This window comes from Pelistega suis (assembly GCF_013133795.1).
In the GTDB taxonomy this organism is placed as follows: domain Bacteria; phylum Pseudomonadota; class Gammaproteobacteria; order Burkholderiales; family Burkholderiaceae_B; genus Taylorella; species Taylorella suis.
In genome coordinates, this window is record NZ_JABGBN010000002.1 from 187,447 (window position 1) to 206,985 (window position 19,539).

Genomic DNA, 19,539 nt, shown 5'->3' on the forward strand with positions numbered 1-19,539 from the left:
AAAGGAACCAGCATCATATGTTGGTTCCTTTTTTATTGGCGTTAATATTTTGCTTTTTAAAAATGGCTTGTGTATAGTAGTTAAAAATCTTTTTAGAGAGGAAATACGATGAAAAAGACGGTATTGATGACAGCATTGATGGCTGTGTTTACTTTGACCGCTTGCGAGGATAAGCAAGCGATACAACAAGCGTCAGAAGCGGTCAATACTCTTGTACAGTTAAAAAAAGACTATCAACAGCTAGAAAGTGCTATGACAGCTAAAGATCAAGAAATTACGCGCTTAAATAAACTGCTGGAAGAAGCACAAACGTCACAGTCCGCTGGTGATGTCGTCGGACTTCATGTCAAGATTAAAGAACTCTACAAAGCAAAAGAGCAATACCTCCTACTTAAAGAAGGCGATGTAGAAGAGGGCGAAGGGACTGTGCAAATCGTAGCTCGTGTGGCAGAAACCAATCAAGCATGGTTAAATGATTTACTCATGCGAGAGATGTTGGTAGAGGCTGTGGATGAGGAAAAAATGAAAGCATTTGACCAGTCTGCTCAAAAAGTCGATGAGGCGACTTTACAGACACATTATGAGGAAATGTTTGAAGAGTATCAAAAAGAAGCGATTGAAAATCGCCTCATCGGTATGCATAATGTGATGCGCATGGACTATATGGGTCAACGCAATCATCTAGCCCAGTTTAGCATATGGAACGAGTCTTATAACGGTGGTGCACATGGTGTACACCACACCAATTATATTGTGGTAGATTTAGCCAAGCAGCAACGCATCACCTTAAACGATGTCTTCTCATCTTCTGTTATGGAAGAGCTTAATCTTCTCTTACAAGGGCAATATTTCGTTGTTCTAAGTCATCATGAACTAGAGGCGTCTTTAGATATGAAAGATTTCCGAGTGTCGGATAACTTCTATTTTTCACCCACAGGAATTACCTTTGTATATCCATTGTATGAGTTAGGACCTTATGTCCTTGGCGAGGTAGAGTTGAGCTTGAGTTATCAACAAATGAACCATCTGCTGAATAAACCTTTCCAACAAACAGAAGCGGATGGCTTTTTTAAAGATGACGATTTTTAGTCACCAATATTGAGCCCTAAAACAATGGGGGTTAATACCCCCATTTTTCGTCGAAATAGTGTTTTCATCTATTGCCCACTATTGCTGGGGACGAGCAGGAGCTTTAGCCTTTAAAGTAAACGCAATACGATAAGATTCAGGTGCAGAGCTTTTTTTGGCCTGTTCAAGCTCTACGCTAGGTTTGTAGAGAATGCGTAAATCGTAAAGCCCATTTTCTGGAATGGTATATTCTGTGTTATTGCTAAGAGGCACGATATTGGTACCGTAAAGAAGCATCTCGATATTGTCAGAAGCTTCTAATTGAAAATGAATCTTTTGCCCTTGTTCTGCGAGCAATTGATAAGAAGAGTATCCCACACCTTGCACATAGCCACGGTATTGTTGCGTATCATTAAGGTCATGTAATTGGATATTTTGGGTCAGATTAGTGAGTGATTTGACGGTGGTTGGATCAAGTAAAAAATCTTGTCCTGCACTTTGCCCGCTGGTATTCGCCACAGACTCACTCGGTAATTCGGGTGTTGATGGGGCAGTGAGAATAACACCTAAAATCGTCGTGGCAATGATAGCAATAATGAGTTTTTTAGAGTTGGTCGTTAATTGCATAATAATCCAGCGTTAACGGTAGTAATCAGCAATTATAAACTGACATTATTAATTTTAAAATAACCTCTCGTTTTTTCGATAAAACTCTCTGTATCATTGTTATTTCTGCCTATATCGGCTATCCTTTCGCTATTGTCTTAGGAGAGGAATGCGCAAATGCATATTTTTGTGTTAGGTAGTGGTGTTGTAGGAACAACAACAGCGTATTATTTAGCTAAAAAAGGGTTTGAAGTGACGGTCATTGATAGACAAGAAGGTCCCGCACTCGAAACTAGTTTTGCGAACGCGGGGCAGATTTCACCGGGCTATGCATCCCCGTGGGCTGCACCAGGGGTACCGTTAAAAGCAATTAAGTGGATGTTGCAAAAACACTCACCACTCATTATGAAACCAACGTCTGATTTAACGCAATACCGTTGGATTTGGCAGCTGATTAAAAACTGCAATCCTAAGAGCTATGCGATTAACAAAGAGCGTATGGTACGTATGTCAGAATATAGTCGTGATTGTATTGACCAATTACGAGCAGAGACAGGCATCGCTTATGAGGGTCGTCAAAAGGGTACGATTCAATTGTTCCGTAAGCAACAACAATTAGATGGTGTGAGTAAGGATGTTAAGGTGCTCGAAGAGATGGGGACACCTTATGAAATTCTTGATAGACAGGGTATTTTATCGTATGAACCGGGTCTCAGTGGCACGATTAATGAGTTCGTGGGTGCTTTGCGTCTACCTAATGACGAAACAGGTGATTGTTTTATGTTTACGCAAGCCTTGGCTAATCTAGCTAAAGAGGCGGGTGTTAAGTTTAAGTTTAATCATAGTATTGACCGCTTTGAATACAAAAATGGTCAAATTCAAGGTGTCTGGGTCAATGGTCAGTTGGAAACGGCCGATGCTTATGTGGTTGCTCTCGGTTCATACAGTACGGCGATGTTAAAGCCGATAGGTATTGATGTGCCAATCTATCCATTAAAAGGCTTTTCATTGACTATTCCTATTTCTGATGAGAGCAAAGCACCACAATCCACCGTCTTAGATGAAACGTATAAAGTCGCATTAACGCGTTTTGATAACCGTATCCGTATGGGAGGTATGGCAGGGGTGAATGGCTTTGATTTAAGCTTGAAACAAAAATATCGCGATACCTTGCATGAGGTCTTTAATCATGTATTCCCTGGAGGTGGTCACTTAGAAGAGGCGACTTTCTGGACTGGTTTGCGTCCTGCGACACCAGATGGTACACCGATTGTGGGTAAGACACGCTATAGTAATCTCTGGATTAACTCAGGGCATGGTACATTAGGTTGGACGATGAGTTGTGGTTCTGCTAAATATCTGGCAGATTTGATGGCGGGTGAACAACCGCAAATTAGTACAGAGGGTTTTGATTTGAGTCGTTATTCTGCCTAGCACCCATGAGGCTTGGGTCTCTACATCGCAAGAGAACGGTTAGATTAACCCCCCCCATAAGTGAAGACTTATGGGGGGTGGTTTCATGGTTTAACGATTATATTTAGGGTCAGCCGCTGCTGTAAATACCACGTCAGTTGATGAGTTTAATGCAGTACCACACGGGTCTTGTACGACCATAATAGACAGACCTACAGCAACCATTTGCATAGCAACATCATGCTCAATATTAAATAAACTTGCTGCCATAGGGACAAGCGGTAATGCGCCTCCGGGTACACCTGAGGCTCCAATAGCACCAATGACAGCTAATAAGACAAGTAATAGCGTCGAGAAAAAATCAACAGGGATTCCTACTGAATGTACGGCAGCAAGAGTCAGTATTGTAATAGTAATCGCTGCTCCTTCCATATTGATAGTGGCTCCGAGAGGAATGGATACACTATAAACCTCTTCTTTTAAGCCAAGTTTTTTACTTAAATTGAGATTAACGGGAATATTAGCGACGGAGCTACGAATAAAGAAGGCAATAATGCCGCTTTCTTTTAGGCAAGTGAATACGAGTGGATAAGGATTCCGTTTTGTTTTGAGAAAAACAATTAAGGGATTGCCGAGAAAGGCCATGAATGCCATCGCTACAACAATAAGCAAAAGAACATGGAGATAAGCATTTAATGCTTGCAAACCTGTAGTAAGGATGGTTGATGTGATTAAGCCAAAGATGCCAATAGGAGAAAGTCGAATGACCCATTGAACAATAGCGCTGATAGCAGAAGAGAGACTATTGAGTAGTTGTTTAACAGGCTCTGGCGACTTTTTTAAGGCTAAGCCAAGAACTGTTGCCCACACTAAAATACTTAAGTAATTAGAGTCAGACAATGCTTTTATAGGGTTACTCGCTATTTTAAAAAGGAGATTGCTAAGCACTTCTCCTAAGCCATTTGGTGTTGGACGATTAGCGGCTTCAATACCTTGTAAAGGAATAGTCACAGGGAATAAGAAACTGATACTGACGGCGATAATAGCCGCCATTAACATACCAATAGCGTATAAAATTAATACTGATTTAAGTCCGTGTGATTTACTTAATGTTGAGGTTTGGTGTTGAGCTATGGCTGAAATAATGAGAATAAACACTAAAACAGGTGCAATAGCCTTTAAAATTTCAACAAAAAGTTTACCCAGTAATTGAGTAATAGCAAGTACAGTATCGTGTGCAACCGTATTTTTTGTTAAAAATGCTAAAAGAATACCAAAGAGGATAACGATAAAAATTTGCGTTCCTAGTCCTAAACGTCTTGCCATGATAAAAATCTTTTATTTAAATAAAAATGGCATTGTAAGCGTTTAGTTCGTAGAAATTAACGAATTTCTTTCAATTTTGATATGTTGAAAAATTATAAGTAGCTTATGTCTATTGTGTTAATAGACATAAGCAAGGGGTATGAGTTATTGTTTTTTCTCACCACCTAAGGCATCGGTGAGGTCGTTAAGCAATGCGTTTAACTCTCCAAACATTAAGGTCATCTCAGCATCAAAATGCTCAATCGCATCATCAGAGTTGAGATTTTCGCGTGATTCTGCCAATACGTCGAGTGGCGTAATACGGCGGATATCACCCGCATCATTTAAGACAAAAGATACGCGGTCATTCCATGTCATGGCGAGGCGAGTACATGTCTTACCCGCCGTGATATGCTTAGATAATTCGTCATGCTCTGGCGAATGATTGGCATAACGAACGCTGATACGAGAGTCAGTCATCGACTTCAATTCGGTATCCTGATCAATTGTAAAGCTATCAGGTGCTGTCTCATCCAATAGCCAACTGGTCATGCTGCTTGTTGGGGATTGCTCGGTCATATAGCTGAGAATAGGTAAGGGATCGAGGACTTTGGCTAATGTACCAATCACCTCATCGGATTTGCTGCTAGCGCCAGCATCTACAATCATCCAATGATTGTCTAAGTCAAACCACACACGCGTTTCGCGATAAATGCTAAAAGCTTTGGTGCGTAGAACAGCAGTGACATCTTCTTTGATTTCTTTCATTTGTTTGCGACCCACTTTATAACCTTGTTGTTCTTCGACTTCTAAGGCTTTGGCTTTAGCAAATTGATTAATCACAGAAGCAGGGAGAAGTTTCTTTTCGACAAGGAGTTTGACAAGGTAATGGCGTCCTACTTTATGGATAAGCGTGCCTTCTTCGTCAAAAAAAGGTGCCCAGCCTAGATTTAAAGGCTCTGATGAAAATTGTCCTGCTTGGAAAGCTTGTTTTTGTAATAGAGTTTCAAATTCTTCCGTACTGGGTTGCCAAGTTGGCGATAAACGGAATACTTTTAGATTTTTAAACCACATAGAATACTCATAGTAATAAGGTAAAGACAGCAAATTTTAACCATTCTTCACCAAGGTATGTTGAAAAAAGACGAGAATACGACAAATGCATTAAAATATAGGATAAACTTATCTTACTGTATGGACATACAGTATATTTAATGGCATAATAGCAAATATCGTCATGGATGTCTATATTAGATAGAGGGTATAAGTAGGTGCTACTTAGGTGCTCTTAATGCATTAATGCTTCTTAATATAGTGACATTGATTAATTTAGTTTTTTAAGGATCCTCGTGATGGATGATAAACAATCAAAAGCGGCATCAGCTGAGCGTGCTAAGGCCTTATCGGCTGCACTAGCGCAAATCGAAAAACAATTTGGTAAAGGTTCGGTGATGCGTTATGGGGATAATGAGGTGGCTCATGATATCCAAGTTGTATCAACGGGCTCTCTGGGTCTTGATATCGCTTTAGGTGTGGGTGGTTTGCCTCGTGGGCGTGTCGTAGAGATTTATGGTCCTGAGTCGAGTGGTAAGACGACATTGACGCTTCAAGTTATCGCTGAGATGCAGAAAATTGGCGGTACGTGTGCCTTTATCGATGCTGAGCATGCCTTAGATGTACAGTACGCGGCTAAATTAGGCGTTAATCTCTCGGACTTATTGATTTCTCAGCCAGATACAGGTGAGCAGGCATTAGAGATTACTGATGCTTTAGTACGCTCGGGCTCTGTGGATCTTATCGTGGTTGACTCGGTCGCGGCACTTGTACCTAAGGCAGAGATTGAGGGGGATATGGGTGATAATCTACCCGGTTTACAAGCTCGCTTGATGAGTCAAGCACTACGTAAACTGACCGCTTCTATTAAGCGTACGAACTGTATGGTGATTTTTATTAACCAAATTCGTATGAAGATTGGTGTGATGTTTGGTAGTCCAGAGACCACGACAGGGGGTAATGCACTTAAGTTCTACTCTTCTGTACGTCTAGATATTCGCCGTATTGGCTCTATCAAGAAAGGTGATGAGGTCGTAGGTAACGAAACGCGCGTTAAAGTCGTTAAGAATAAGGTTGCACCACCATTTAAACAAGTGGAATTCGATATTATGTACGGTACAGGTATTTCTCGCGAAGGTGAGATTATCGACCTAGGTGTTAAGGCTGGTATTGTTGATAAGGCAGGTGCTTGGTTTAGCTATGACGGTACGCGTATCGGACAGGGTAAGGACAATGTTCGAGAGTACTTACGTGAGCATCCAGAAATGGCTCGTGAGATTGAAAACAAAATCCGCCAAAACATGGGTATCATTGAGATGGGGCAGTCTGTTGGTCCCGAAGACGGTGATGATATCGAAGATGACTATATCGAAGAGTAATGTCGAGTCAGTCATTTAATTCTTCAGGGCGTGCACCTCGAGCAGGAGGTGTCAGCCCTGTTGAAGATGAGTTTATCTCTGACGAAAAGGCTATAGATAAATTTTCTACAACCTCTAGTGCGATACCAACACATTCTGCTCAACAAACGGCCAAGCCTGTTAATTTACTGGCTAAAGCCGTCGCTTTATTGTCACGACGAGAGCATTCGGAGCAAGAGCTACGCCGAAAATTGGCTAAGTACACCGATGATGTGCAGCAAATTGATACCGTTCTTGCTCGTCTCCAAAAAGAAAACTGGCAATCTGATGAGCGTTTTGCAGAGAACTTTGTACTTTTTCGTCAAGAGCGATGGGGTAATCAAAAAATTCTCCAAGCCTTGCGCCAACATCATCTCCCTATAGAGACAGTCGCTACTCTCAAAGAAAACCTTCGAGAGACAGAATTCAGTCGCGCTCAAGAGGTATGGGAGCGTAAATTCCATGGGCAGTATCCAACGACGCCACAAGAAAAGGCAAAACAGATGCGTTTTTTGGCGAGCCGTGGATTTAGTGCTGATGTAGTTTATAAAGTGCTTCAAAAGCGATAAGTAAAAATTACTTAATACTTACTGTTTATCAGCGTCGTGCCAAAAAATTCCATCTTTTAAGATAGAGGGGTATCAAGTTTCAGCGTGTATTTCTTGTTCTAAAGAGTCGTGCGCTACTTAGCGTTTAGTTGAGGTTTTAATCCATAATTCGGCATATTTGACAAATACCGAATGAGCGGATAAGACAGCCAGTAAAAAACCATGTTTGCCATCCATAAAACCTCTTTTTAGAAGATACATTCTAATAAACCGTGCGAAAGCATGTGAGCAAGCGTCCCATAGACTGGCTTTTTTGCCTTTTGCGGCACGTTGTTCTGCCCAAGCTTGAGCATAACTAGCTGACTTATTGAGATATTGATGTAAGGTTTTATAAGTGTAATGTAAGAGATGCCCGTCAAGTTTTTTAAGTTTAAACCCAGCAGGAACCACCACACTTTCGTGTACAAGTGAGTCGTCATACTGTGTATCTTTTGTACGATATAGACGAGTCACATAATCTGGATACCAGCCTGAGTGGTGGATTTTTTTGCCAAATACTTCGCTAAGACGATTAATTTGATAAAGTGTATGGCTTTCATCACTAGCCACAGCCGCTTGAATCTGTGCCTTTAATTCAGGGGTTACACGCTCATCGGCATCTAGCCAGAGGACATAATCACTCTTGATATAGGTTTGCGCAAGCTGACGTTGTTTGCCAAATCCGGGCCAATGAGTATTACTATAGACTTTAGCGCCATAACTCTGCGCAATCGCTTGTGTGCCATCAGTGCTACCAGAATCGAGCACAATCATTTCATCTACCCAATCTTTGACACTATTTAAACAAAAGGGGAGTTCTTGTGCTTCATTTTTGACGATAAGTGCGACGGCAAGTGTAGGCATAGTTAATCCGTTTAAGAGAAAATTTCTCGTGGTTCGTGCTTAAAGAGAGCAATAAGTGCTACGACGGCTATCACCACAAATAAGCCTAGCGCCCATAAAGCATACTCAATGCCCAATAAATCGACTTTAGCATCCATACAGCTAGAATAGATACCGAATAACCAAGGCATCATACCATCTAAGCCAGTCCATTTTGCCATAAATTGATCAGCGAATGTCATATCACATGAAAACATATTGGCTGCGACACTATATTGGTACCAAGCACTCAGGACACCCCCAACCGATAAAGCAAAGGTAGTAAAGGCAAAGAGTTTTTGTAAAAAGCCACTACGGAAAAGGTTTGCCAATAGACAAATACCTGCAATAACTAAGAAAATCAGGCGTTGAAAGACACACCAAGCACAAGGTTGCATGTCGAGCACGTATTGAGAAAAAAGTGCAAAACCAACCGCAGTGAGACAGACGATAGCGATAAGATTTAGAATGCGTTGAGTACTCATTTTATTTTGGCCACTTCAGTAAAAAGACTAATAACAAGATCATGGACACCCGCCCAGAGAATTTGTACGCCGACGCATAAAAGAATAAATGCAGAAAGACGCATAAAAATTACGGTACCATTTTGTCCTAAACGATGTAAAAATTGTGCAGCAAAGCGCAAACAGAAAAATACTGTCAATGACACAATGCCTACACCTACCATCGTACCACTTAAGGAGGTAACGGTGGTCCAATTAAGTTCACTGTTTTGTAAGCTAGCACCGACGGTAATGGCTGCTGCAATCGTACCCGGTCCACAGGTAATAGGAAAGGTCAGGGGGTAAAAAGCATTATTCTTAGCTTTGTCGATAGAGTATTCACTATCAATTGGGTGCAAACTGGTATCTGGGTCTTCGGCGTTGAGGAGTTTCCAAGCAGCAGCAATAACCAGTAAACCACCGCCAACACGGACTACCGATAAAGAGATTCCCAGCATACTGAGGACAAAATTTCCCAGAAAAATCGCTGTGACAATCATCACAAACACATTTAAGGCAATGCGTTTTGATAACATTTTACGTGTTTGATTATTTGCACCGCTCGTCATTGTCCAGAAAATAGGGGCAACGGCAGGCGGATTTAAAATGGGTAAAATTGTCGCCAAGACAAACAGTAAGTTAGTTAAAAATAGTGATAACATGGCTTTTATTTAAGTTTGGTCAGTCGATTAAGGGTTTCGAGAATATCACGCTCAAAGGCGAGTTGATTTTTTTCATTACTTAAATGCTGGCTTTCAATCATAAAAACGTCTTCAGCACGCTCACCTAAGGTCATTACTTTTGCCATATGTAGGCTGACATGATGCTTATTAAATAAACTAGCGAGATGATAGAGAATGCCCGGACAGTCTGTTGTGATGATAGAGAGCAGCCAAGAGTTACTATACTCATCTTTCACTAGCTCGACACTTGGGACGATAGGGAAGGTGCGAGAGCGACGTACATCCGCTCCAACCATGAGAGGAGTATGCGTTTTATCCTGCGCAATATATTCAGGTAGCTCACTATTAATGGCCTTAGCGAGATTGACTTCAATAATCGAAATAAAATCACGGGGTTGTTGGATTAGATTCGATGAGATAGAAAAGCTATCCAAAGCGTAACCATCTGTACTGGTATGAATACGGGCATCTAAAATATTGATATTGTGCTGATAGAAGTAGGCCGCAATTTTTTCAAAAAGGTTGGATCGGTCACGCGTAAAAACGACGACTTGAATATGCTCGCTCTTATCGACAGGACGTGCCTTGACAATCGTATCCTCAGTGCTGATATGGTTGTAAAGCGTGCGTGTATGCCATGCAATATCGCTTGCTTCATGACGGAGAAAATAGGCTACATCCATTTTTGACCAGAAACAATCACGCTGTTCATCAGATAGTCCCGCTAATTTAATAATGGCATTAGCGTCTTCTTTGCGTTGCGATAAAATCGTATGGCGATCAAAGGTATCGCCGTCAAAAAGGAGCGCCGTACTTTGATAAAGGTTTTGTAAGAGCTGACCTTTCCACGCATTCCACACTTTTGGGCTGGTACCACGAATATCGGCAACCGTTAATAGATATAATGCTGTTAAGCGACGACGTGTTTTGACGGCTTCACTAAATGCTTTAATTACTTCAGGATCCGATAAGTCTTTTTTCTGGGCAACATTAGACATTAAGAGGTGATTAGCCACTAAAAATTCTAATAAATCCGTATCTTCTTCACTTAATTGATGAAGCTCTGCAAATTGTCGAATATCTACCGCTCCCAGTGTAGAGTGATCCCCGCCACGCCCTTTAGCAATGTCATGGAATAAAGCTGCAATATAGAGTAACCAACTGCGGTCAAACTCCGCTATTAAGCGAGCGGCCAGAGGGTTTTCTTGTGCGTATTCTGGCATGGTAAAGCGTCGCATATGACGGATTACTTGTAGTGTATGTTGGTCGACCGTATATACATGAAATAAATCATGCTGCATTTGTCCCACAATTTTGGTCCAGATAGGGATATAGCGAGGCAAAATTTTCAGTTTGGAGAGGCGACGGAATGTATGAACAATACCTTGTGGCTGCTGTAAAATGGCTAAGAAGGTTTGTTGATTAATCGGATCTGCTCGGAATTTGGTATCAATCAGTTTGCGATTGCCCCAGATAAGTCGTTGCGTACGTACACTAAAATCCTCTAATTCTGGGTGTTGTTGCAGGACTAAAAAGGCTTTGAGTAATAGATTAGGGTTTTGTTCAAAAGCATCATCTTGACGGACATCGAGTAGCTGACCAACGCTTTGAAAGTCCTCATCAATATGTACAATTCGCTTATCCTGATCAGGGAATAAATAGTCCTTAAAGTTTTGCAACATAAAGTGCGTGATTAAATTCACAATACGTGCTGCACCGTAGTAGTCTTGCATAAACATTTCGGAAGGACGTTTACCTGTTTGTGCCTTATAACCATAAACCTCCGCCAACATAGGCTGTACATGGAACAACACACGGTCATCACGTTTTTTGTGAATGAGGTGTAATTCAATACGGAAACGTTTAAAGCGTTGTTCCGTGGACCGAATAACCTCAGCCTCTTTTTCAGTCATGAGATTGGCGGCAACTAAAGCATCCCAGCCCTCGTTAAATTGATTAGAACGTGCTAGCCAATGAATTAATTGAATATCACGCAAAGCACCAGGAGACTCTTTGCAGTTTGGCTCAAGTGAGTAAGGGGTGTTGTTATACCGTGTATAACGTTGTTTAAACTCTAGGTGTTTAGCTTGGAAAAAGTCCTGTGGATCATGGTGATCCATAAAGGTTTGTTGAAGTTGTTCCACTAAGGTCGCATTACCAAGGATATAACGACACTCTAATAGACTGGTTTCAATAGTGATGTCTTTTTTTGCCTCACTTAAACAATCCTCAATGGTACGGACACTTGCACCAATATCCAACCCCAAATCCCAGAAAGATTGGACAAGACTTTCTAAACGCGATTTATCTTCTTCGTTAGGCTCTTGAGCAAGCAGTAGGAGAATGTCAATATCGGAGAAAGGATAAAGTTCATGGCGTCCATAGCCCCCAACAGCACATAAGGCTGCTCCCTCGGGTAGAGGGAGTATTGACACCACTTCTTTAAATCCCTGATCAATTAATTGACTGTGTTGACTTAAAAATTGATCCGCAGATAATACGCCTTCTTTGTATTGATATCTCAATTGCTCGCGTTGTTCGGCGATGTGTTGGCGAATAGTTAGAAGTGGTGTTGTCATAGGCGTAATAAGCAATTAAGCAGTTTTTACAAAAGCAGGAGGTTTTGGCATGTTCTCTGATACTGTCAATACCTCATAACCTGTCGCCGTTACGATAATCGTATGCTCCCATTGTGCGGAGAGACTACGGTCTTTGGTCACAACTGTCCATTTATCCGGCATGATTTTGGTGGCATAATGACCTGCATTAATCATCGGTTCAATGGTAAACGTCATGCCTTCTTCGAGTTTCATGCCTGTATTTGGTTTGCCATAGTGAAGTACCATAGGTTCATCATGGAAAACTTGACCAATCCCGTGACCACAATAATCGCGAACGACAGAAAATCCTTGTGCCTGAGCATGGGTCTGGATGGCATAACCGATATCGCCTAGCGTTGCTCCCGGCTTAACTTGTTCGATACCTAACCACATGCACTCATAAGCGGTTTCGCTCAATTTGCGCGCTTGTACAGAGGGCTCGCCAATATAGAACATACGGCTCGTATCTCCAAACCAACCATCTTTAATGATGGTGATATCAATATTCATAATATCACCGTCTTTTAAGATACGATCGCCTGGAATACCGTGACAAATCACATTGTTGATAGATGTACAAATACTCGCAGGAAAAGGAGGGTGTCCCGGAGGACCATACCCTATGGTAGCGGACTTGACTTTAAGGACATTATCGATATAGTCAATCACTAAACGGTCTAGCTCACCTGTGGTCACGCCTGCCTTAACAAAGGGTGTGATGTAATCAAGCGCTTTGGCAGCGTCTTGACAAGCAGCGCGCATTTTCTGAATGTCTTCGGGATTTTTAAGAATTGGCATAAAACTTGAACAAATATATAAAAACAGTATATAATTATAGGCTTATTTGAATATAAGTCCAATAGTTCGTTATTGGGGAGATATTTCAGATAGTTTAACCTTATTTTTAAATAGCGTGCATCGCTACATAGGGTGTTGATACTAAGAAATCTACTATCAATGCTGGCGATGTACAAGACATAACCCTGTGGAGTCAAATATGTCATTAATGCGTCAAATGTTAGAAGCTGGTGTTCACTTTGGTCACCAAACACGTTACTGGAACCCAAAAATGGGTCAATACATTTTCGGTCAACGTAACAAAATTCACATCATCAACCTAGAAAAAACAGTGGCTAAATACTTAGAAGCGATGAATTTCATTCGCCAAACAGCTGCTCGTGGTGGTGACGTATTATTCGTCGGTACAAAACGTTCTGCTCGTGAAATCATCGCTGCAGAAGCGACACGCGCTGGCGTTTCTTACGTTAATAACCGTTGGTTAGGTGGTATGATGACTAACTTCAAAACAGTTAAGTCTTCTATCAAACGTCTAAAAGACATGGAAGCTGCTCAAGTTGACGGTAGCGTTGAGCGTTTAAGCAAAAAAGATGCGTTAATGTTCTCTCGTGATTTAGAGAAATTAAACAAGTCTATCGGTGGTATCAAAGATATGAACAAACTACCAGCAGCGTTATTCGTTGTTGACGTTGGTTACCACAAAATTGCTATCCAAGAAGCACGTACATTAGGTATTCCAGTCATTGCTGTTGTGGATACTAACCACTCACCAGAAGGTGTTGATTTTGTTATCCCTGGTAATGATGACTCAGCAAAAGCGATTGAGTTATATGCGGCTGGTGTAGCAAATGCAATTCTAGAAGGTCGTGAGCAAGCACTTAACGGTCTAGTAGAAGAAATTCAAGAGGGTGCAGAAGCAGCGGCTGAATAATCGTCGCCTGTTGAAGTTCCTGATGGTCGGCTCCTTGGAGCCGACTTATGTTATTATGTAGTCTATTTTTTATGCATCATAAAGATGCTTGGTTCTTATATTTAAGAACTCTATCACTTATCTAAAACTGGAGAAAACATGGCTGAAATTACCGCTGCAATGGTAAAAGAATTGCGTGAAAAAACTGACGCTCCTATGATGGAATGTAAAAAAGCCCTAGCAGAAGCTGATGGCGATTTAGCACGTGCAGAAGAAATTTTACGTGTAAAACTAGGTAATAAAGCAAGCAAAGCAGCTACTCGCGTGACAGCAGAGGGTCTAATTGGTTCTTACATCGAAGGTGGTAAGGGCGCATTAATCGAAGTTAACTGCGAAACAGACTTCGTGGCTAAAAACCCAGAATTCGTTGAATTTGTTGAATCTTTAGCGAAAAAAGTTGCACTAGAGAACCCAGCGGATGTTGCTGCTTTAAGCGCATTAGCTTTAGGTGACGGTACTGTAGAAACAACACGTACAGCTTTAGTGGGTAAAATCGGTGAGAACATGACAATCCGTCGTTTCCATCGCGTAGAGACCGCTAACAAATTAGCGAGCTACAGCCACGGTGGTCGTATCGGTGTATTAGTAGAGTACAGTGGTGACGACGAAGTAGGTAAAGATGTGGCAATGCACGTTGCGGCAACAAAACCAAAAGCATTAGATGCAGCTGGTGTTCCTGCTGAAGATATCGAAAAAGAGCGTTCAGTGGCAGCACAAAAAGCGGCTGAGTCTGGTAAACCAGCTGAAATCGTTGAAAAAATGGTTGAAGGTTCTATTGCTAAGTACTTAAAAGAAGTTTCTTTATTGAACCAACCTTTCGTGAAAAACGATAAGCAAACAGTTGAACAAATGCTTAAAGAGAAGAAAGCCGCTGTTCAAAGCTTCGGTTTATTCATCGTAGGTGAAGGTATCGAGAAAGCAGTCACTGACTTTGCTGCAGAAGTAGCTTCTATGGCTAAAGCATAATATAGCTGTTTTAAAATTTGTGAAACCCCATTGGAATTTTCTGATGGGGTTTTGTTTTATTGGTGGCGTACATTGGTACGGTTTAATGCTTAACTAATACACCAAGAATAGACTTATGAGAACTAGGGGTAAGTGTGGTAATCTACCTATAAATTGTAAGTTTACATTTTTTTTAAATTTATTTTTGGTATAAAAATTCTTTTTTATCATATAGTTACGATCACTTTTTGCTTATTCCTGTGCTTGCGAAAAAGGAAAAAGTTTACTATACTTGCGTTCTATATCTTGTGTTATACGCAAGTCGAACAATACTAAATATAGGTTTTAACAAAAGCCTATATTTAGTCCTGTCAATTTATTGCTGCTGGACTATACAATGACTACTCAATTGTTTGTTGTTAAACGCAATGGGTCGAAAGAACCATTGAATTTAGACAAAATTCATCGCGTTATTAATTGGGCTGCCGAAGGGCTTAATAACGTTTCTGTTTCTCAAGTTGAATTGAAATCTCAAATTCAATTTTATGATGGTATGCGTACCGAGCATATTCACGAGACGATTATTAAAGCGGCAGCGGATTTAATTTCACCGTCAACTCCTGATTATCAGTTCTTAGCAGCACGCTTGGCGATTTTCCATTTGCGCAAAAAAGCGTTTGGGGAGTTTGAACCTCCTAGTCTGTTTAGTCACGTGACTCGTCTTGTTGAGATGGGTAAATATGATAAGCATATTCTGGAAGACTATACCAAAGAAGAATTAGACATTTTGGATAGCTATATTGACCATTCACGCGATTTAACATTTTCTTATGCAGCTGTTAAGCAATTAGAGGGTAAATACCTCGTACAGAATCGTGTGACTAATGAGATTTATGAAAGTCCACAGTTTCTTTATATTCTGGTTGCGGCTTGCTTATTCTCTAAATATCCTCGAGAGACTCGTCTTGACTATGTCAAAGGTTTTTATGATGCGACATCAACCTTTAAGATTTCATTGCCAACGCCTATTATGGCAGGTGTACGCACCCCAACACGTCAGTTCAGCTCTTGCGTATTGATTGAGTGTGGCGATAGTCTAGATTCTATTAATGCGACAAGTGCAGCGATTGTACGTTATGTATCACAACGTGCGGGTATTGGTGTTAATGCAGGACGTATCCGTGCCGTAGGTAGTCCAATTCGTGGTGGCGAGGCTCAGCATACAGGGTGTATTCCTTTTTATAAACACTTCCAGACAGCGGTAAAGTGCTGCTCTCAGGGTGGTGTGCGTGGTGGTGCAGCGACCTTATTTTATCCAATTTGGCATTTGGAGGTAGAGTCTTTATTAGTCCTTAAGAACAATCGCGGTGTTGAAGAAAACCGTGTGCGTCATATGGACTATGGTGTACAGCTTAACCAATTAATGTATAAGCGCTTTATTAAAGGCGAGAATATTACTTTATTTTCACCCTCTGATGTGCCGGGTTTATACGATGCTTTCTTTGAGGATCAAGCTTTATTTGAAAAGCTTTATGTTCAATATGAAAATGACCCAAGTATCCGTAAGCGCAGCGTGAAAGCGGTGGAGTTGTTCTCTTTAATGATGCAAGAGCGTGCAGGAACAGGGCGTATTTATATTCAAAATGTGGATCATACCAATACGCATGGTGCCTTTGATCCTAAGGTTGCTCCTGTTCGCCAATCGAATCTATGTTTAGAGATTACCTTACCGACCAAGCCATTAAGTGATATTAATGACGAAAATGGTGAAATTGCTTTATGTACCTTATCGGCTTTTAACCTAGGTGCTATTGAGAACTTAGCGGAATTAGAGCATTTAGCAGATTTAGCCGTTCGTGCTTTAGATGCTTTACTCGATTATCAAGATTATCCAATTAAAGCGGCTTACTTAGGCAGTATGAAGCGTCGCTCATTGGGTATTGGTGTGATTAACTTTGCCTATTATTTAGCGAAAAATGGAGCAAAATACTCAGATGGTTCAGGTAATGCCTTAACGCATCGTACTTTTGAAGCGATTCAGTATTATCTCTTAAAAGCCTCTATGAATTTGGCTAAGGAATCAGGTCCTTGCTTAGGTTTTAATGAAACCCATTATGCTAAAGGTATTTTACCGATTGATACCTATAAAGAAGCGGTAGATAGCATTTGTGCAGAGCCATTACATTTAGATTGGGAATGGTTGCGTGCAGAGATTGTTGAGCATGGTTTACGTAATTCTACCTTGACAGCACTAATGCCGTCAGAGACCTCAAGTCAGATTTCTAATGCCACTAATGGTATTGAGCCACCACGAGGTTTAGTCACGGTCAAAGCCTCAAAAGACGGTATTTTACGTCAAGTCGTGCCTGACTATGAAACGCTCAAAGACAAGTATGAAACCTTATGGGCAATGCCGAATATGGAGGGTTATTTGCAATTGGTGGGTATTATGCAGAAATTCGTCGATCAGTCGATTTCAGCTAATACGAGCTATGATCCTCAACGTTTTGAGGGTGGGCGTGTCGCGATGAAGCAATTGCTTAAAGACTTGCTCACGGCGTATAAATATGGTGTAAAAACCTTGTACTATCATAATACGCGTGATGGTGCAGATGATACCCAAGATGATTTAACTACGGCACAACCTGAAGATGAGGATTGCGCTGGTGGTGCATGTAAAATTTAAAAAAGAGTGTTGAAGATGTCTTATAGTACTTTTTGCCAAACACCTAATGACCCATTAAAAGAGCCAATGTTCTTTGGGCAAAGTGTCAATGTGGCTCGTTATGACCAACAAAAATACGAAACCTTTGAGAAGCTGATTGAAAAGCAACTCTCATTTTTCTGGCGACCAGAAGAGATTGACGTTTCTCAAGATCGTATCGATTATGCTAGTTTACCAGACCATGAAAAGCATATTTTCATTAGTAACTTAAAGTACCAGACATTATTGGATTCTATTCAGGGGCGTAGTCCAAATGTGGCCTTATTGCCTTTGGTGTCTATCCCTGAGCTAGAGACATGGATTGAGACGTGGGCGTTTTCTGAGACGATTCACTCGCGCTCTTATACACATATTATTCGTAATATCACCAATAATCCTAGCGTGATTTTTGATGATATTGTGAGCAATGAACATATCTTAGCTCGCGCTAAAGACATCTCTCGTTATTATGATGACCTTATCCAATTGACTCAGCTATATGATCGCTTTGGTGAGGGTAAGCATGTTATCAATGGTCAAGAGGTTCGTGTGAGCTTATATGAGCTTAAGAAAAAACTCTATCTATGTCTAATGGCGGTCAATGCTTTAGAAGCGATTCGTTTTTATGTGAGTTTTGCATGCTCATTTGCTTTTGCTGAGCGTAAGCTGATGGAAGGTAATGCGAAAATCATTAAACTGATTGCACGTGATGAGGCGTTACATCTTACCGGTACGCAGCACATGCTGAATATTCTTCGAAGTGGGGTGGATGACCCTGAAATGGAATATGTGGCACGTGATTTAGAACAAGAATGTTTTAATCTTTTTAAGGTCGCTGCCGAGCAAGAGAAAGAATGGGCGGAGTATTTGTTCCGCGATGGCTCAATGATTGGTTTGAATAAGGATATCTTGGTGCAATATGTTGAATATATTACCAATATCCGTATGCAAGCTGTCGGTTTACAACCAGCATTCCCGGGTGCTACGCAAAATCCAATTCCATGGATTAATGCATGGCTGACCTCGGACAATGTTCAAGTCGCACCTCAAGAGGTAGAAATTTCTTCGTACTTAGTGGGTCAAATTGACGCTGAAGTCAATACGGACGACTTTGAAGAGTTTGATTTATGAGTTTAGTCATTACGCGCTCACGTAGTCTTGTTTTGCATGCGGGAGAGACCTTGTTAGAGGGTTTAGAACGGACGGGACATGTGGTAGAGTACCAATGCCGTTCGGGCTATTGTGGCTCGTGTCGTACGCGTATGCTAAGTGGGGAAGTTGAATATCTGTCTGAACCACTCGCCTATGTTGCCAATGGCGAGGTGTTACCTTGTTGTTGTGTCCCTGTGGGGACTGTCTCATTAGATGTAGGAACAGAACGAGATTATGAGAGTGATGGTGGAGCTTATCGTACCCAAAGTGAGTTGATTTAAAGATAGGCGATACAAGCTATTTAAAAGATTATAAAATTACCTCTGCATAATTTAACAAAGCAGAGGTAATTTTTTTAGATGAATTATAGTGTTCAGATATTATAGTGTTCAGAGCATGAAGAGAGGGTTTTTATTCATCTGCTTCAGTTTTGTCGTCGGGCCAATGCTTAATATAGGCTTTAAGCATATTGTTTTCAAATTGCTCCATTTCTAATAAAGCACGTGCCATATCATAAAATGAAATCACGCCTAATAGGGTAGGACCGTCCATCACAGGGACATAGCGTGCATGTAGTTCTAGCATAAGACGTTGTACCTCGGTTGCCTCGGTATTGGGCGTCACACTCACAGGGTGGTCATCCATAATACTGCGAACGGTCGCTGAATGAATGTCTTTTTTATGATTGAGGCAGCGCATAATTTCTCGGAAAGTTAGCATGCCAACGAGTTCACCATGTTCTAAAACCACGAGAGAACCAATATCCTGCTCACTCATTATCTGAATGGCTTGCTCGACAGTTGCGTCTGGTGTGATAGTGTAAAGGACATCACCTTTAACACGGAGAATTTCATTAACTTTTAGCATGGTCTA

The 19,539-nt window shown here is 41.1% G+C and carries 18 protein-coding genes; 9 read left to right on the plus strand and 9 right to left on the minus strand.

Features of this window, described 5'->3' with window-relative positions:
- The first annotated feature begins 108 nt into the window (after window positions 1–108).
- Window positions 109–1,089 carry an RsiV family protein gene (locus tag HKX39_RS04170; protein WP_171680055.1) on the plus strand — a complete coding sequence of 327 codons (981 nt, stop codon included), beginning with the start codon at window positions 109–111 and terminating at the stop codon, window positions 1,087–1,089.
- Between the two features lie 78 nt (window positions 1,090–1,167).
- On the opposite strand, the gene HKX39_RS04175 is transcribed toward HKX39_RS04170, so the two are convergent.
- Window positions 1,168–1,695: a hypothetical protein gene (locus HKX39_RS04175; RefSeq protein WP_171680056.1), complete on the minus strand. Its 528-nt coding sequence runs from the start codon at window positions 1,693–1,695 to the stop codon at window positions 1,168–1,170.
- A 156-nt stretch (window positions 1,696–1,851) separates the two neighbouring features.
- On the opposite strand from HKX39_RS04175, the gene HKX39_RS04180 reads away from it, so the two are divergent.
- A complete protein-coding gene (locus HKX39_RS04180; protein WP_171680057.1) occupies window positions 1,852–3,108 on the plus strand; it encodes a D-amino acid dehydrogenase in 1,257 nt (418 codons plus the stop codon).
- 90 nt (window positions 3,109–3,198) lie between these two features.
- Here HKX39_RS04180 and sstT read toward each other — a convergent pair whose 3' ends face one another.
- Entirely contained in the window at window positions 3,199–4,413 is a 1,215-nt protein-coding gene (sstT, locus tag HKX39_RS04185; RefSeq protein WP_171680058.1) for a serine/threonine transporter SstT, read from the minus strand.
- 144 nt (window positions 4,414–4,557) lie between these two features.
- Complete coding sequence (locus HKX39_RS04190; RefSeq protein ID WP_171680059.1) at window positions 4,558–5,466, minus strand: recombination-associated protein RdgC; 909 nt, start codon at window positions 5,464–5,466, stop codon at window positions 4,558–4,560.
- Window positions 5,467–5,744: 278 nt separating this feature from the next.
- Between HKX39_RS04190 and recA the strand changes: the two genes are divergently transcribed.
- Together recA and recX are read left to right on the plus strand one after the other, a co-directional pair.
- Window positions 5,745–6,824 (plus strand): recombinase RecA, encoded by a 1,080-nt coding sequence (gene recA / locus HKX39_RS04195; protein ID WP_171680060.1) that lies wholly within the window; start codon window positions 5,745–5,747, stop codon window positions 6,822–6,824.
- On the plus strand, window positions 6,824–7,411 hold the full coding sequence (gene recX / locus HKX39_RS04200) for a recombination regulator RecX (RefSeq protein ID WP_171680061.1): 588 nt from the start codon (window positions 6,824–6,826) through the stop codon (window positions 7,409–7,411). Before recA ends, recX begins: the two co-directional genes overlap by 1 nt.
- A 117-nt stretch (window positions 7,412–7,528) precedes the next feature.
- Here the strand turns inward: recX and HKX39_RS04205 are convergent, their stop codons facing one another.
- The 5 genes from HKX39_RS04205 to map are packed head-to-tail and all read right to left on the minus strand — an operon-like array spanning window position 7,529 to window position 12,895.
- On the minus strand, window positions 7,529–8,293 hold the full coding sequence (locus HKX39_RS04205) for a glycosyltransferase family 2 protein (protein ID WP_171680062.1): 765 nt from the start codon (window positions 8,291–8,293) through the stop codon (window positions 7,529–7,531).
- An 11-nt stretch (window positions 8,294–8,304) separates the two neighbouring features.
- The gene (locus HKX39_RS04210) at window positions 8,305–8,796 is read right to left on the minus strand and encodes a disulfide bond formation protein B (protein WP_171680063.1); all 492 of its coding nucleotides are present in this window, start codon (window positions 8,794–8,796) and stop codon (window positions 8,305–8,307) included.
- Window positions 8,793–9,476, minus strand: coding sequence for a MarC family protein (locus HKX39_RS04215; RefSeq protein ID WP_171680064.1), 684 nt, complete (start codon window positions 9,474–9,476; stop codon window positions 8,793–8,795). The genes HKX39_RS04210 and HKX39_RS04215 overlap by 4 nt, the downstream gene beginning before the upstream one ends.
- 5 nt (window positions 9,477–9,481) lie before the next feature.
- Entirely contained in the window at window positions 9,482–12,076 is a 2,595-nt protein-coding gene (locus HKX39_RS04220) for a [protein-PII] uridylyltransferase (protein ID WP_171680065.1), read from the minus strand.
- A 15-nt stretch (window positions 12,077–12,091) separates the two neighbouring features.
- Entirely contained in the window at window positions 12,092–12,895 is an 804-nt protein-coding gene (gene map, locus HKX39_RS04225; RefSeq protein ID WP_171680066.1) for a type I methionyl aminopeptidase, read from the minus strand.
- Window positions 12,896–13,094: 199 nt separating this feature from the next.
- On the opposite strand from map, the gene rpsB reads away from it, so the two are divergent.
- The 5 genes from rpsB (at window position 13,095) to yfaE (ending at window position 18,947) form a co-directional block, all read left to right on the plus strand.
- Window positions 13,095–13,826 (plus strand): 30S ribosomal protein S2, encoded by a 732-nt coding sequence (gene rpsB / locus HKX39_RS04230; protein WP_171680067.1) that lies wholly within the window; start codon window positions 13,095–13,097, stop codon window positions 13,824–13,826.
- A 138-nt stretch (window positions 13,827–13,964) separates the two neighbouring features.
- Window positions 13,965–14,831, plus strand: coding sequence for a translation elongation factor Ts (gene tsf, locus HKX39_RS04235; protein ID WP_171680068.1), 867 nt, complete (start codon window positions 13,965–13,967; stop codon window positions 14,829–14,831).
- A 376-nt stretch (window positions 14,832–15,207) separates the two neighbouring features.
- Window positions 15,208–17,496 carry a class 1a ribonucleoside-diphosphate reductase subunit alpha gene (nrdA, locus tag HKX39_RS04240; protein WP_171680069.1) on the plus strand — a complete coding sequence of 763 codons (2,289 nt, stop codon included), beginning with the start codon at window positions 15,208–15,210 and terminating at the stop codon, window positions 17,494–17,496.
- 15 nt (window positions 17,497–17,511) lie between these two features.
- Window positions 17,512–18,645 carry a class Ia ribonucleoside-diphosphate reductase subunit beta gene (gene nrdB, locus HKX39_RS04245; protein ID WP_171680070.1) on the plus strand — a complete coding sequence of 378 codons (1,134 nt, stop codon included), beginning with the start codon at window positions 17,512–17,514 and terminating at the stop codon, window positions 18,643–18,645.
- A complete protein-coding gene (yfaE, locus tag HKX39_RS04250) occupies window positions 18,642–18,947 on the plus strand; it encodes a class I ribonucleotide reductase maintenance protein YfaE (protein ID WP_171680071.1) in 306 nt (101 codons plus the stop codon). The genes nrdB and yfaE overlap by 4 nt, the downstream gene beginning before the upstream one ends.
- A 130-nt stretch (window positions 18,948–19,077) precedes the next feature.
- On the opposite strand, the gene HKX39_RS04255 is transcribed toward yfaE, so the two are convergent.
- Window positions 19,078–19,533, minus strand: a complete 456-nt coding sequence (locus HKX39_RS04255) for a CBS domain-containing protein (RefSeq protein WP_171680072.1) — start codon at window positions 19,531–19,533, stop codon at window positions 19,078–19,080.
- Window positions 19,534–19,539 lie beyond the last annotated feature (6 nt).